This is a genomic window from uncultured Lutibacter sp., assembly GCF_937891065.1.
In the GTDB taxonomy this organism is placed as follows: Bacteria; Bacteroidota; Bacteroidia; order Flavobacteriales; family Flavobacteriaceae; genus Lutibacter.
The window spans coordinates 19,195-34,354 of record NZ_CALAEQ010000001.1 but is presented as its reverse complement, the minus strand read 5'-3'; the positions used below and the strand labels follow the sequence as shown (position 1 = coordinate 34,354).

Genomic DNA, 15,160 nt, shown 5'->3' with positions numbered 1-15,160 from the left:
ATATAATTGATATTACTACTTTTCAAAATGAAAATACTTTACTAATTATTAGGTTTTATTCAATAAGAGTTTAAATTTGTGGTTATTAGGTGTTTAAATTATAAAAATATTTGTTGTTTATTTGATCTCAAACCTTTTGAAAACTTTAATATAGATAGCAAATAATGAAAAAAATTAAATTTTTAAAGCCAATTGTTCTATTTTTTGCGATAGGACTTATAATAACTACCCTTAGCAGATTTATACTTTTTCTTGGGTTTTCATCTAGAATTACTACAACAGACGAATATTGGTTAATTTTTCCAATTGGGTTAAGGATGGATATTATTTTACTTTCTTATATTGCTGTTATTCCAACAGTTTTAATAGTTTTATTACCTGATAATATCCTTGTGAAAATTGAATGGGTTATACGTTATTTTTTAAATTTATTTTTGTTTTTAATTCTTTTAATGGAGTTAGCAACACCAAGTTTTTTAATACAATATGATACAAGGCCAAACAGATTGTTTATTGAATATCTAATATATCCTAAAGAAGTATTTGCAATGCTTATTAAAGGGTATTGGGGAATTTTACTAGTTTCATTAATTGTACTCTCATTTTTCGGATATATATTGATAAAAAAATCAAAAAATATATTTGAAATTACACCTTCAAGTTCTTATAAATTCAAATTATTAATTTCACCATTAGTTTTTTTTCTCTTATTTTTTGGGTTAAGGTCAAGTTTAACTTCAAAGCGACCAATAAATTCTAGTGACGCAGTTTTTTCTTCAGATCAATTTACGAATAGTGTAGCTTTAAATTCACTTTATACTGTTGGGTTTGCTTTAAATTCATTAAAAAGTGAAGAGGATATGATTAAAATGTATGGGAAATTACCAATTAATGAAGCTTTTGATAGAGTTAAGGAATACATGACTGCTAATAATTCCGATTTTAAAAATGAAGAAATACCTTTATTGCATTTACAAAAAAGTACCCATAAAATAGATAAACCATATAATTTAGTAATTTTTTTACAAGAAAGTATGGGTGCAGAATATGTAGGTGTTTTAGGTGGCTTACCATTAACTCCAAATTTTGATAGATTAAGTAAAGAAGGGATGCTTTTTACAAATATATATGCTACAGGAACAAGAAGTGTAAGAGGAATAGAAGCTGTTACAACGGGTTTTTTACCAACACCATCACGAAGTGTAGTTAAATTAGGGAAATCTCAAAATGGGTTTTTTACACTTGCTAGTGCATTAAAAAGAAGAGGTTATGAAACTAGTTTTATATATGGAGGTTCGGCAAATTTTGATAATATGGCTTCTTTTTTTAATGGTAATGGTTTTGATGAAATTATAGATGAACGTGATTATGACAAAAATGAATACGATTTTAAAGGAACTTGGGGAGTTTCTGATGAGTCACTGGTGAAAAAAGGAAATCAATTGTATAAATCATATGGTGAAAAACCATTTTTTTCTTTAATGTTTTCAAGTTCAAATCATGAGCCTTTTGAATTTCCTGATGGTAAAATTGAATTATTTGACAAAGAAAAAAACACAGTAAATAATGCAATTAAATATGCAGATTACGCAATAGGAGAATTTTTTAAAATGGCAAAAAAAGAGCCTTATTTTAAAAATACAGTATTTATAATTATTGCTGATCATAATACTAGAACTTGGGGAAAAGATATTATTCCAGTAAATAAATTCCATATTCCAGCGTTAATAATTGCACCAAATTTAGATGGTGAACTTAACTATGAAAAGCTATGTAGCCAATTAGATATGCCACCAACTTTATTAGATTTAATGGGTATAGATATTGAGACTCCAATGATTGGTAGAAATCTATTTGAACTAAATGATTCAATTCCTGGGAGAGCTATAATGCAGTTTTATAGTACAAATGCGTTTAGAAATGGAGACGATTTAATAGTTCTTCAATCAGGTAAAAAACCTATTCAATTTAAAGTGTCTGAAAATGATAATTTGACACCCGTAGAAAGAGTTAATTCTGAATTAGCGAATGATGCTTTAGGTCATATTGTAACAGCTTCTTATTTGTATAATGAAAGGAAATATACATTACCTGAAAGTAAAATTAAATAAACTTTTCAAAATTGAATGTCTGATTTAATTACTAAAAATGTACATTCCTTTTTTATTATTTGAATCTATCTGCTTTAAAACTTGAATTTCTTTTTCATTTATGTTTTTAATTTTTTTATGAGGAATAATGATTAAAAATGGTTCATTATTTAAAATCATTTTACGCAATTCCATGGAGTTTTTAACTTCTTTTATAGCACCTCGTGTATAAAATTGACTAGAATAACTTTTATTTTCCCAATAAAATAGAGGAAGGTTTTTTTTAGAAGTATTTTCAATTAAATACTTGTCAGAATTTATATAAAATTCCTTTTTACCACTAATTGTTATACCAATAAAAAATAGTAAAGCAATGGTAGGAAAAAGTAAACTACCAATAATTATTCGTTTTCTATTTAAAATATCTTTCCACAAATGTGTTATTAATAATGCAATTGGAACCATTACAGGTAGTATGTATGGGTGAATTAAACTTTTTGAAATTGTAAAAAATAAAGGAGTCCATAATAACCATAAAAATAAATAGAGCACCCATTTGTTTTTGAAAATTTCAGTTTTGTTTTGCCATAATTTTTTAATTAGAATAATAATCCATGGAATTGCAAAAGCGATTAAAAATACCCAAATCATTCCAAAAGGTTGAGATTTCGGAAATCCGTATTTATCACCTTGCCATCCAGAACTTAAAAAACGTTTAAAATGTTCCCCAACAATAAAATAATCAATAAATCCTGGTGTTTTTTGCTCAGCTAAGTAATACCAAGGAACTGCAACCAGGGCAGTAATTAATACTCCTAAAAACCAAGGAAATGATTTCCATAAATTTTTAAACTCCTTGCTTAAAATAAGCCAAATAAAAATTGGTGGTCCTGTTAAAATAATAATTATAGGACCTTTAGCTAATAAACCAAGACCTACTCCTACAAAAAATAGGTATTTCCAAATATGTTGTTCTTTGTTGTGGATTCCTTCCCAAAATGAAAGCATTACTAAAGTAACACAAAATGCTAAAGCTGTATCGGTTGAAACTACACCTGCGTGAATTAAAAATTCTGGAATTGTTAATAGAATCATTGCTGGAATAAAAAAATCTAAACCTTTACGTTTTGCATATTTTCCAACAATTAAAATAATGAGAATGCTAAATATTAAATATGGAAATCTAGCAGCAAACTCGTTCACGCCAAATATTTCAAAACTGAGTGCTGAAAGCCAAGTTGAAAGCGGTGGTTTTGCCCAAAAAGGTACACCATAATCTATTTGTGGTGTAATCCAATTATTGGTTTCTGCCATAATTCTGGCAATTTCAGCATAACGTGCTTCAGTTTTATCCATTAAAGGAACAGCATAATTCATAAAAGCTCTAAAGAGTAATAATCCAGCGGTGATAATTAAATAAGGCGAGATTTTTTTAGAAAACAACTTCATTTTAAGGATTTTAATTTAGTTGACTGTAATGTTTCTTTATGTGATATAAATCTAGCCAAAGTTTAAAAAAGTAGGTCATTTTCACTTTAGAATCGTCATAATCTATCCAAGATTTTAGAGGCACTTCTTTAGAAATTTTACACATTTTTTCTTCACCATAAATTTTTATTATGCGATGAAATAGTTCAACATCAAATAGCCATTTTGAAATAAATTTTTCTGTGAAAATTTTTTCAGAAAGATCAGTTTTAAATATTTTGCAACCGCATTGCGTATCATAAACACCTAGGTTTAACTGTCTAGAAATAAATGTTGCAATAATGCGTCCAATTAAAAATCGATATCCTTTTCTTTGAATATTAGTGTCTATTTTTTTTATTCTAGAACCAAAAGCAAAAATTGTTTCATTTTCAACAAGTTCGCTAATTTCATAACATTCTTCTAAAGTTGTTGCTAAATCGGCATCTAAATAAGCTATTTTTGGATGTTTAAAATGAGTATTACAATGTAATATTCCGGTTCTTACGGCTTCTGCTTTTCCTACATTTGCTGTTATTGAAATGGCTTCAACATTATTTGGGTAATTTTCTTTTATGTCATTAAGTACTCCTATAGTATTGTCACTTGAGCCATCATTAACATAGCAGATTAAAACATTTTTATTTAATTTTAAAAAACTAAACATACGTTCCTTATCTAACCTTTTTTCTTCGTTATAACACGGTATAACAATACATAATTCAAATTGTTTTGACATTATTTTTTGGAGAGTTTTTGCAATGATTTAGCGTTTTTAAATGGTTCTTTTAAAATTCAAATGTATTTAATGTAATTTTTAAGGTTTTTTAAACCATAAAAGCCTTCGAATAAATTTATTGTAAATTTAAAATATTTATTTTGATAAAAATGCAACACTTAAAATAATGTTTCGTCTTTGTAAATAGAAGTAACCAAGTGAATGAGTAAAACTGTTTTTTTAAATAATAAAATTGTTGAAGATTGTAAGCAAAACAATGCAAAGGCTCAGATGCAATTGTATGATATGTATTGCCAAGCAATGTTCATAATAGCACAGAGATATGTTAGGGATAGCTTTGTAGCTGAAGATATGATGCAAGATGCATTTATAAAAGTTTTTAAAAATATTAATGGCTTTAAAGGTGAAGTTACTATAGGCGCCTGGATTAAAAAAATCGTAATTAATCAATGCATTGATTATTTGAAAAAGAAAAAGATAGAGTTGGTTTCAATTGAAGAGAAGCAATTAGCAATTGTAGATAATGATGATTGGGCGGTAAATGAAAAAGTTAATATTGATATAGTGACTTCAGCCATTAATAGTTTACCTGAAAAATACAAAGTGGTTTTAAACTTGTATTTAATTGAAGGGTTTGACCATCAAGAAATCGCAAAAGTTTTAAACATAACTGAAGTTACATCTAGATCACAGTTAATGAGAGGAAAAAACAAATTAAAAGGTCAATTAAAACAATATAATTATGCCTAAAGATTTAAGAGAATTATTAAAAAATGAACCGATGCAAGTAAGAGAACTTTCAAAAAATCATAGAAAGAATTTTGAAGTAAGGTTACAAAAGGAATTTCATGACACTAAAAAGAACAATAGTCAGTTTTTAAGAATTGCAGCTTCATTTTTGGTTATTATAGGTTTGGGTTCATCAATTTTTTATTTTTCAAACAACACAGTTCAAAACATTACTGAAACAGCTAAAATTGAAAGCTTAGGAAGTATTTCTCCTGAATTAAAAAATATTGAAAATTATTATTTAGCAAGTATAAATACTGAAATTTCAAACCTTCAAGAAAACCCTGAAAATAAAGAATTATTAGATGGTTATTTAGAGAAAATAGGTGAATTAACAAGTGAATATAAATTACTTACTGTTGAACTAAATAATGAAGGATTGAATGAAAAAACAATTAATGCTTTAATTGATAATTTGCAATTACGTTTGAAATTACTGTATCAATTAAAAGAGCAATTAAACGAATTAAAAAATCTAAATAACATAGAAAATGAAAACAATCAAGTATAAAATAGTTAGCTTATTACTACTGTTATCTGTAAGTGTTGAAGCTCAAAAGTTTGATAAAAAAATAAGTGAAAATTTCAAAGTTAATTCTGATGTCACACTTGTTATTAATGCTGCTCATACGGATGTTAATATTGAAACTTGGAATAGAAATGAAGTTTCTGTTGAAGCCGTAATGGAAGTTGAAGGGGCTAGTAAAAGCGAAGCAGAAAAAATATTAAAAAATTGGAAATTTGAAGCTTTGGGAAACAAAAACCTCGTTAAAATAAATTCATTATCAAATTATAATGTTTTTGAGTTTGATGGAGATTTCGATTTTGATTTCCCTGATATGGATATTGAAATACCCCATTTTGAAATATCGGATATAGAATTTCCTAACTTTGATATCCCTCATTTTGAAATGCCAGAAATAGCAGAAATTAAAATTGAAGATTTTGATTATGATGCTTATAAAAATGACTCATCTTATTTAAAAGGTTATAAAGCGAAGGTTGCTATGCAAGTTGAGAAATTTAAAAATAGCGATTGGAAAAAAAGACACGATTCGGTTATGAATTCTGATGAATATAAAAAGAGAATGGAAGAGTTTAAAAAAGCTTCCAAAGAAATGGCAATAGAAATGAAAGAGCTTAGAAATTCTGAAGAGTTTAAGCATAATATGGAAGAAGCCAAACGAATAAGTGAAGAAGTTAAAAAAGAAATGCTTGAAAATAAATCAGAATTTAAAATCCAGATTCTAGAAGCTAAGGAAGCTAGTAAAATGGCAATGGAATTAATTAAGAAAATGAAAGAAGAAGGGAAATTTGAATCTATTACAAATCACAGTGAAAATGTTTACTTTAATTTTAATAATGATAAAAATTCAACAATTAAAATAAAAAAATACATAAAAATTAAAGTTCCTAAAAAAGCAGCTTTTGATTTAAATGTGAAACATGGAAAATTAAATATTCCAAATTCTAATACTAAAATGTCTTCAAATGTATCGTATGGTAATTTTACCGGAGGTGATATTGTAGGAGCCAAAAATGAGTTAAAATTTTCTAATTCTTCAGTAGTTATAAACTCAATAAATTCAGGTAATATTACATTGAAAAATGTTCCAAACGCTACGTTTGGAACATTTGAAAATATTAATTTATTTGCAAATTCATCCGATGTAATCATAGAGAAATTGGGTAAAGATGTTACATTAAGTCAAAAATTTGGTTCGTTAGAAGTGTTAGAAATTGTACCAGAATTTCTTAATTTAAATGTGATTTTAGATTATGCAAAAGGAGATTTTAATTTCTCTAAAGCTAATTTTACATATATAATTAATGGAAAAAAATCACCAATTTTTATAAAAGATGTATTAAATAAATCTTCTAAAAATGAAATTAATGGTGTAGACAAAGTACAAGGTTTTTTTGGTGATAAAGATTCTTTAAATCAATTGTTTGTAACGAGTGTTTACAGCACAGTTAAATTAAATTAATAATACTATTTACTTCATTTTAAAAACTACAAAATCCATTGTAGTTTAAATTTTTCCATTAAGATTTTGTTTTTATCTTTACAAATTCAAAAACAAGCTACAAATAATGGAATTATTCAAAACAAATCAGCTAAAAATATACAATTCTTTAAGTAAATCTAAAGAAATTTTCAAACCAGTTCTAGAAGGAAATGTAGGAATGTACGTTTGTGGTCCTACCGTATATAGCAATGTTCATTTAGGAAATGTTAGAACCTTTATGTCTTTCGATTTGATTTTTCGTTATTTAAAACATTTAGGATATAAAGTTAGATATGTTCGTAATATTACGGATGCTGGGCATTTAACGGATGATGATTCCGAAGATAAAATATCTACAAAAGCTCGATTAGAAAAAATTGAGCCAATGGAAGTTGTACAAAAATATACTGTAGATTTTCATACAATTCTTCAGAAATTAAATTTTTTACCACCAAGTATTGAGCCAACAGCCACAGGCCATATTATAGAGCAAATTGAAATTATTAAGGACATACTTGCTAAAGGAATGGCATATGAAATTAATGGTTCGGTTTATTTTGATGTATTAAAGTACAACGAAACAGAAAATTACGGAATCCTTTCAGGTAGAAATGTTGAGGACACTATTGAAAATACACGTTCACTAGATGGGCAATCTGAAAAGAAAAATCCACAAGATTTTGCACTTTGGAAAAAGGCTGATGAAAGTCACATTATGCGTTGGCCTTCACCTTGGAGTGATGGTTTTCCTGGTTGGCATTTAGAATGTAGTGCTATGAGTACTAAATATTTAGGAAAGACTTTTGATATTCATGGAGGAGGAATGGATTTAAAATTTCCACATCATGAATGTGAAATAGCACAGTCTAATGTGAATAATCACGTACATCCAGTAAATTATTGGATGCATGCAAATATGTTGATTTTAAACGGTCAAAAAATGTCTAAATCAACTGGAAATTATATTTTACCAAATGAAATATTTACTGGAGAAAATAAAATTTTAAATAAACCATTTTCACCTAGCGCTACTCGGTTTTTTATGTTTCAAGCTAATTACAGAAGTATCTTAGATTTTACAAGTGCAGGTTTAGAAGCTTCAGAAAAAGGATATTTAAAATTAATTGAAGCAATAAATAAACTAGATAAAATTGAAGTTGCTGCAACATCAACTATTGATATTAAAGCTTGGAAACAAAAATGTTACGATGCAATGAACGACGATTTTAATAGTCCGGTTTTAATTGCACAATTGTTTGAAGCTGTAAAATATGTGAATTTACTAATTGAAAAAAAGGAAACATTAACAGCTGAAGATTTAGAAGAATTTAAATCTACAATTCACATGTTTGTTTTTGAGGTTTTAGGGTTGCAAAATGAAGTAAAGCAAAACAGCACAGATAAAATTAGCGGTGTTGTGGAGATGCTTATAAACATGAGAAAAGATGCTCGTGACAATAAAGATTGGGCATTGTCTGATAAAATTAGAGATGAACTGTCTTCTTTAGGAATTCAATTAAAAGATGGAAAAGAGGGAACAACTTTTTCGGTAAATTGAATAAAATAACTAAAATATTAGCAATTCCTTTTATTTGGTTGGTTAGATTTTACCAAGCGGCTATTTCGCCTTATACACCATCAAGTTGTAGATATTCACCAACTTGTTCCAGTTACACACTTGAAGCATTGCAAAAATATGGATTTTTAAAAGGTGGAAAATTAGCTGTTAAAAGAATTTTGAGCTGCCATCCTTGGGGTGGAAGTGGTTATGATCCAGTTCCTGAAAAGGATGAAAAGACTAATGGTTCGAAGTAAAAAAAATAATTATAAATATTAACGTAAATTTAGTTTCTTTTTAAAACTGAATAAATAAATTAGCAATTCAACAACTAAATATAAAAACAATGATGTTACTTCAAATAGACTGGAATCCTTCACCTATATTATTTAAATTAGGACCTGTTGCCATAAGATATTATAGTTTAATGTTTGTGATTGCTTTTATGTTAGGCTTGTATTTAATGAAGAAGATATTTATTAATGAAAAGATATCTTTAGAAAAGCTAGATTCATTATTTATATATTCAGTTATTTCCATATTAATAGGAGCAAGGCTAGGACATTTTTTATTTTACGACCCACAGTTTTTAATAGAAAAACCATTAGAAGTATTATTACCATTTAGATTCTCCCCAAAATTTGAATTTACCGGTTTCGCTGGTTTAGCTAGTCACGGAGCTGCAATAGGAGTCATAATTGCGATGTATTTATTTAGCAAAAAAGTACTTAAAAAACCAATGCTATTTATTTTAGATAGAATTGTTGTACCAGTTGCTATAGGTGCAATGTTTGTAAGATTAGGCAATTTAATGAATTCTGAAATTATTGGAAAACCTACAAATTCTGATTTTGGTTTTGTATTTAAAAAGTTAGGTGAAGATTTTCCGCGTCACCCAGCACAACTATATGAGGCAATTAGTTATTTAGTAATTTTTATTATTCTATGGTTTACATATTGGAAAACTGATAAGAAGCAAAAATCAGGTTACATTTTCGGACTATTTTTTGTGTTACTTTGGACAGCTAGATTTTTAGTTGAATTCTTTAAAGAAAAACAAGTTGAAGGTGGTGAAAATTGGATTTTAGGATTAAATACAGGTCAAATGCTAAGTTTGCCACTAATTTTAGTTGGATTGTATTTTATGTTTCGCAAAACAAAAGCTCAAATTTAAAAGTGTCAGATTTATTTTTTGAAAATAAAGTATTTGAAAAAATTGATTTTTCTGTTGAAAAATTGCCAAGAGGTGAATATGACAATTGTACATTTATAAATTGTGAGTTTTCAAATTCAAATCTATCAAATTATGCTTTTCTTGAATGTGAGTTTGATAGCTGTAATTTAAGTATGACAAAATTTGAAAATTCGTCTTTAAAAGATATAAATTTCAAAAATTGTAAATTATTAGGGATTCATTTTTATGAAGTTGATGCGTTTTTATTGGCTTTAAATTTTGATGAATGCGATTTAAATTTGGCTTCTTTTTATAAGTTAAAACTTAAGAATATAAAATTTATAAACTGTAAGTTGATAGAAGTTGATTTTACGGAAACCAATTTAACAAGCTCAATATTTACCAACTGCGATTTGAATGGAGCGATTTTTAATAATACATTATTAGAAAAATCCGATTTTAGAACTTCATATAATTATGCTATGAATCCTGAAATTAATAGTATTAAAAAAGCAAAATTTTCACTTCAAGGGTTACCAGGTTTATTAGGTAAGTATGGTATTGAAGTAGAAATATAAAATTATAAAAAAAGAGGCTTTTTAAAAGCCTCTTTTTTTATCCTTTAATTTTTTTTCGTTTAAACTTTTCAAAATTAGTTTCTATATTTTTCGGCCAGCTATTATTACTTAAATTAACATCTGCAGTTTCTTCGTCTGGATCAATAGTGATTTTTGAAATTGTTTTGCTTGAAGGAAATACCTTTGTAACTTCATTGTCGTTCAATTTCCAAATTTCAGCAGGATATTGTTTGCGTTCTTTTGTTCCATCTTCATATTCAAATTCAACTATAATTGGCATGACTAAATCACCAGGTTTTTCAAAAACTAATTCATAAAAATGGTTGGGTGTTTTTAAAATTGATTTTTCTTCATCAGTAAAATTATCTTTAATATAATCACTCAATAAACTAAAATCTTCAGCTTTTATATTTTTTAAATCATCGTTAAATTCATGACTATCTTCTGAAACTAAATAAAGCGAAGGCGGTAATTGATCTATCGTTATTCCATAACCCTTTGCCATATTTTGTGCTCTTTCAGTTGGTTTGTCAGTTACGTAATATTTTTTTACATCTTTTATTCCGATATCATTATTTCCAGTTGTATAAAACCAACCTCTCCAAAACCAGTCTAAGTCCATTGCTGATGCATCTTCCATAGTCCTGAAAAAATCTGCAGGAGTAGGATGTTTAAAAGCCCAACGTTTAGCATAAGTTTTAAAAGCGTAATCAAACAATTCAGGTCCCATAATGGTGTTTCTAAGAATCCATAAGCCAGCAGCAGGTTTTGCATAAGCATTATTACTAAATTGATAGAGAAGATCGCCTTGGGTCATTATTGGCGCTAATTGAGATTGATCTCCACTCATATAACCCACAATGTTCTTTGGTAAGCCTCTACTTAATGGATAGCCATTTTCATATTCAATTTGAGCTAATATTTGAACAAAAGAATTTAATCCTTCATCCATCCAAGTCCATCGACGTTCATCAGAATTAATAATCATAGGAAAAAAGTTATGTCCAACTTCATGAATTGTAACACCAATCATTCTATATTTTGTTCTGTCAGAATACGTTCCATCAGGATTTGGCCTTCCTGGGTTGAAACAAATTTGAGGATATTCCATACCCATTTGCCCATCAACCGAAATTGCTTTGTGATACGGATAATCAATTGTATGCTTTGAATAAGTTATTAAAGCTTGAGCTACAGCTTTTGTGGAATGATCACCATATAATGGATTTGCTTCTTTTGAATAATAAGAATAGGCCATAACGGTTCTACCATTAATATCAACAGCCATGCCATCCCAAATAAATTTTCTTGAACTTGCAAAAGCATAATCTCTCACATTTTCAGCAATAAATTTCCAAGTTTTTGTTTTTTTAGATTTATTTTTTTCAGCCTGAATAGCTTCATCTTGATTGGCAATAACAATGGGCTTATGGAAAGATTTTCTAGCTTCAGCTAATCTTTTTTGTTGAGTAATAGTAAGTACTTCATTTTTATTTTTTAGCACCCCCGTTGCACCTAACATGTGATCATCTGGGGTTGTAATATTCACTTCATAGTTTCCAAATTCTAATGCGAATTCACTTCTTCCCCAAAACTGTTTGTTTTGCCAACCTTCAACATTGTTATAAACACATAATCTCGGAAAAAATTGGGCAATTACATAACTGTTATTCCCATCAGCTGGAAAGTGTTCAAAACCAGATCTACCGCCTTGTTCAACATGATTGTTAATATTATACCACCATTTTATATTAAAAGAAAAAATTTCACCACTTGCCAGTGGTTTATCTAAATTTAAACGCATCATTGTTTGGTTAATGAGGTATGATGCATCGGTTCCGTCACTATTTTTTACGTATTCAATTTTAAAACCACCATCAAAAGGAGATTCTATAAAGTTTTTTGAATACTGAGAAGGTGTGTATAATTCGCTTACCCTATTTTCTTGTATATCTGGTGTTTTGGAATCTGCAGCACGCTTATTTTGATCTAACTGAATCCATAAATACTCTAAATTATCTTTAGAGTTATTGTGATATGTAATAGTTTGTTCACCATAAATACGTTGGTTTTCATCATCTAAAATGATATCCATTTTATAGTCAACTTGTTGTTGCGAATATTCATAACCTGGTGCGCCAGATGCTGTGTGTTCACTGTTTGGCGTTGGTAATTCTTCATTTAATTGTTTAAACTTACTTGTATTATAATGCCCTTTTTGCCGATTGGTTTCTTGAGCAAAAATTGATGTTGCAATAAATAACAATAGGGCAGGAATTATAAATAATTTTCTCATTAATGATGAATTAGTTTTTTGTTTTTCTAAAAATTATTATTTAATAATCAAAAGAATTTGTGTGCAAAGTTCAATTTCAAGTTATAAAGTAACATTGAACGTAGTCGAAATGTTACTTTATAATAGAATTAAATTTTTCAACTCATTTAAGAATAACTTAAAATATTACCCTTTTATTTTATTTTGTTTGAATTGTTCAAACTCAGTTTCTTTATTTTTTGGCCAACTATTGTTTGTGATGTCTACATCAGCTGTTTGCTGGTCAGGATCAACAGTAATTTTTGTAATTGTTTTACTAGCATGGAATACTTTAGTAACTTCTTTATCATTCAACCTCCAAATTTCGGCAGGATATTGTTTGCGTTCTTTGGTGCCATCTTCATATTCAAACTCAACAACAATTGGCATCACCAAATCACCTGGTTTTTCAAAAACTAATTCATAGAAATATTTAGGAGCTTTTAACTTTAATTTTTCTTCAGATGAAAAGTTTTCATCAATATAGCTTTTCAATAAACTATAATCTTCAACTTTTTTATTTTTTAAATCATCAGTAAATTCTTTGCTGTCTTCAGAAACTAAATATAATGAAGGAGGTAATTGATCGATTGTAATTCCATAGCGTTTGGCCATATTTTCAGCACGTTCTGTAGGTTTATCCGTTACATAGAATTTTTTAACTTCTTTTATGCCAATATCATTATTGCCTGTTGTATAAAACCAACCTCTCCAAAACCAATCTAAATCCATTGCTGAAGCATCTTCCATAGTTCTAAAAAAATCAGCGGGAGTTGGATGTTTAAATGCCCAACGTCTTGCGTATGTTTTAAAAGCATAATCAAATAATTCCGGTCCCATTACAGTTTGTCTTAAAATAAATAAAGCTGCTGCCGGTTTTGCATATGCATTTGCTCCAAAATTAAAAATGGTTCCACCTTGAGACATAATCGGAGATAATTGACTTTGATCACCAGACATATATCTTGTGATATCTTTAGGTTTACCAACCATTGGGAATAATTCGGAGTCGTATTTGTACTCAGCTAATATTTCTACAAATGAATTTAAACCTTCATCCATCCAAGTCCATTGGCGTTCATCAGAATTTACAATCATAGGAAAGAAATTATGTCCAACTTCATGAGTAACTACACCTATCATTCCTTTTTTTGCTCTTTCCGTATATTTTCCATCAGCATTTGGTCTTCCTCCATTCCAACAAATCATCGGATATTCCATTCCTTGATGCTTTGCGTTAATTGATGTTGCTTGAGGATAAGGATAATCAAAAGTATATTCAGAATACACTTTTAAAGTATTGGCAACAACCCTAGTTGAATGCTCTTCCCAAAGCGGGTTTCCTTCATTTGGATATAATGAATATGCCATTACAGTTTTATCGCTAAGCTTAATTGCCATGGCATCCCAAATTAATTTACGTGATGAAGCAAACGCAAAATCACGTACATTTTCAGCATACATTTTCCAAGTTTTAGTTTTGTCAGATTTTCCTTTTTCAGCTTCAAGAGCTTCTTCAGGCGTTACAATAAAAACGGGATTATCATAAGCGGTTTTTGAATCTTGATATCTTTTGTATTGCTTATTTGAAAAAACATCTTTTGGATTTTGAACTACACCTGTACCATTTAAAATATGATCTTTAGGTGTTGTAATTGAAACATCATAATTTCCAAACTCCAATGCAAACTCGCTGCGTCCCCAAAATTGCATATTTTGCCAACCTTCAACATTATTGTAAACTGCTAGGCGAGGAAAAAACTGAGCGATAATGTATAAATTATTGCCATCAGGAAAGGGTTCATAACCAGATCTCCCACGTTCAGAAGTATAATCATTAATATTATACCACCATTTTATATTGAAAATAAATTTTTCACCTGAAGCTAATGGTTTTGGCAAATCAATTCGCATCATAGTGCTATTAATCATAAAACTTAAATTATGGTTAGCAGCATCTGTAATATATTCTATATTAAAACCACCTTGAAAAGGTTTTCCCATAAAAGATTTTGTAAATTTTGAGGGCGTATATAAAATATCAGGCCCACCACCTTTTATATCGTTAGTTTTAGAATCTGGAGCTCTCACATTTTGATCTAACTGAACCCATAAATATTCTAAATTATCTTTCGAATTGTTGTGGTATGTAATAGTTTCTTCTCCAAAAAGTTTATTTTTTTCTTCATCTAAAACAATTTCCATTTTATAATCAACTTGTTGTTGCGTATACTCGTAACCTGGAGCACCAGAAGCTGTATGTTGTTTGTTTGGAGTTGGTAATTCTTCGTTTAGCTGTTTAAATTTGTTAATGTTGTAATGAGCTTGTTGTTTTTCTTTAGGTTGTTCAATTGCTTGACCGTAAAATGTTGTTGAAATAGATACAATTGAAAGTAGAAGTAATAATAATTTTTTCATAGGTGGTTAGTTTCTATAATATAG

At 28.6% G+C, this 15,160-nt stretch carries 12 protein-coding genes; 8 read left to right on the top strand and 4 right to left on the bottom strand.

Annotation, left to right across the window (positions count from 1 at the left end; genetic code table 11):
• Positions 1-164 precede the first annotated feature (164 nt).
• On the top strand, positions 165-2,111 hold the full coding sequence (locus Q0352_RS00165) for an LTA synthase family protein (protein ID WP_299521702.1): 1,947 nt from the start codon (positions 165-167) through the stop codon (positions 2,109-2,111).
• Between the two features lie 24 nt (positions 2,112-2,135).
• Here Q0352_RS00165 and Q0352_RS00160 read toward each other — a convergent pair whose 3' ends face one another.
• Both Q0352_RS00160 and Q0352_RS00155 read right to left on the bottom strand, forming a co-directional pair.
• Positions 2,136-3,539, bottom strand: a complete 1,404-nt coding sequence (locus tag Q0352_RS00160; RefSeq protein WP_299521699.1) for a glycosyltransferase family 39 protein — start codon at positions 3,537-3,539, stop codon at positions 2,136-2,138.
• Positions 3,540-3,549: 10 nt separating this feature from the next.
• Positions 3,550-4,296, bottom strand: a complete 747-nt coding sequence (locus Q0352_RS00155; RefSeq protein ID WP_299521696.1) for a glycosyltransferase — start codon at positions 4,294-4,296, stop codon at positions 3,550-3,552.
• Positions 4,297-4,497: 201 nt separating this feature from the next.
• Here Q0352_RS00155 and Q0352_RS00150 point away from each other — a divergent pair, with 201 nt between their 5' ends.
• The 7 genes from Q0352_RS00150 (at position 4,498) to Q0352_RS00120 (ending at position 10,404) form a co-directional block, all read left to right on the top strand.
• On the top strand, positions 4,498-5,046 hold the full coding sequence (locus tag Q0352_RS00150; RefSeq protein WP_299521694.1) for a sigma-70 family RNA polymerase sigma factor: 549 nt from the start codon (positions 4,498-4,500) through the stop codon (positions 5,044-5,046).
• Complete coding sequence (locus Q0352_RS00145; protein WP_299521692.1) at positions 5,039-5,596, top strand: hypothetical protein; 558 nt, start codon at positions 5,039-5,041, stop codon at positions 5,594-5,596. The genes Q0352_RS00150 and Q0352_RS00145 overlap by 8 nt, the downstream gene beginning before the upstream one ends.
• Entirely contained in the window at positions 5,577-7,073 is a 1,497-nt protein-coding gene (locus tag Q0352_RS00140; RefSeq protein WP_299521690.1) for a hypothetical protein, read from the top strand. Before Q0352_RS00145 ends, Q0352_RS00140 begins: the two co-directional genes overlap by 20 nt.
• A 106-nt stretch (positions 7,074-7,179) precedes the next feature.
• A complete protein-coding gene (cysS, locus tag Q0352_RS00135) occupies positions 7,180-8,652 on the top strand; it encodes a cysteine--tRNA ligase (RefSeq protein ID WP_299521688.1) in 1,473 nt (490 codons plus the stop codon).
• Between the two features lie 5 nt (positions 8,653-8,657).
• Positions 8,658-8,909 carry a membrane protein insertion efficiency factor YidD gene (gene yidD / locus Q0352_RS00130; protein WP_299521705.1) on the top strand — a complete coding sequence of 84 codons (252 nt, stop codon included), beginning with the start codon at positions 8,658-8,660 and terminating at the stop codon, positions 8,907-8,909.
• Between the two features lie 89 nt (positions 8,910-8,998).
• Positions 8,999-9,826: a prolipoprotein diacylglyceryl transferase gene (lgt, locus tag Q0352_RS00125; RefSeq protein WP_299521686.1), complete on the top strand. Its 828-nt coding sequence runs from the start codon at positions 8,999-9,001 to the stop codon at positions 9,824-9,826.
• A gap of 2 nt (positions 9,827-9,828) precedes the next feature.
• Positions 9,829-10,404 carry a pentapeptide repeat-containing protein gene (locus Q0352_RS00120; protein ID WP_299521684.1) on the top strand — a complete coding sequence of 192 codons (576 nt, stop codon included), beginning with the start codon at positions 9,829-9,831 and terminating at the stop codon, positions 10,402-10,404.
• A 37-nt stretch (positions 10,405-10,441) separates the two neighbouring features.
• On the opposite strand, the gene Q0352_RS00115 is transcribed toward Q0352_RS00120, so the two are convergent.
• On the bottom strand, positions 10,442-12,700 hold the full coding sequence (locus Q0352_RS00115) for a M1 family metallopeptidase (RefSeq protein ID WP_299521682.1): 2,259 nt from the start codon (positions 12,698-12,700) through the stop codon (positions 10,442-10,444).
• A 165-nt stretch (positions 12,701-12,865) separates the two neighbouring features.
• Entirely contained in the window at positions 12,866-15,136 is a 2,271-nt protein-coding gene (locus tag Q0352_RS00110; protein WP_299521680.1) for a M1 family metallopeptidase, read from the bottom strand.
• Positions 15,137-15,160 lie beyond the last annotated feature (24 nt).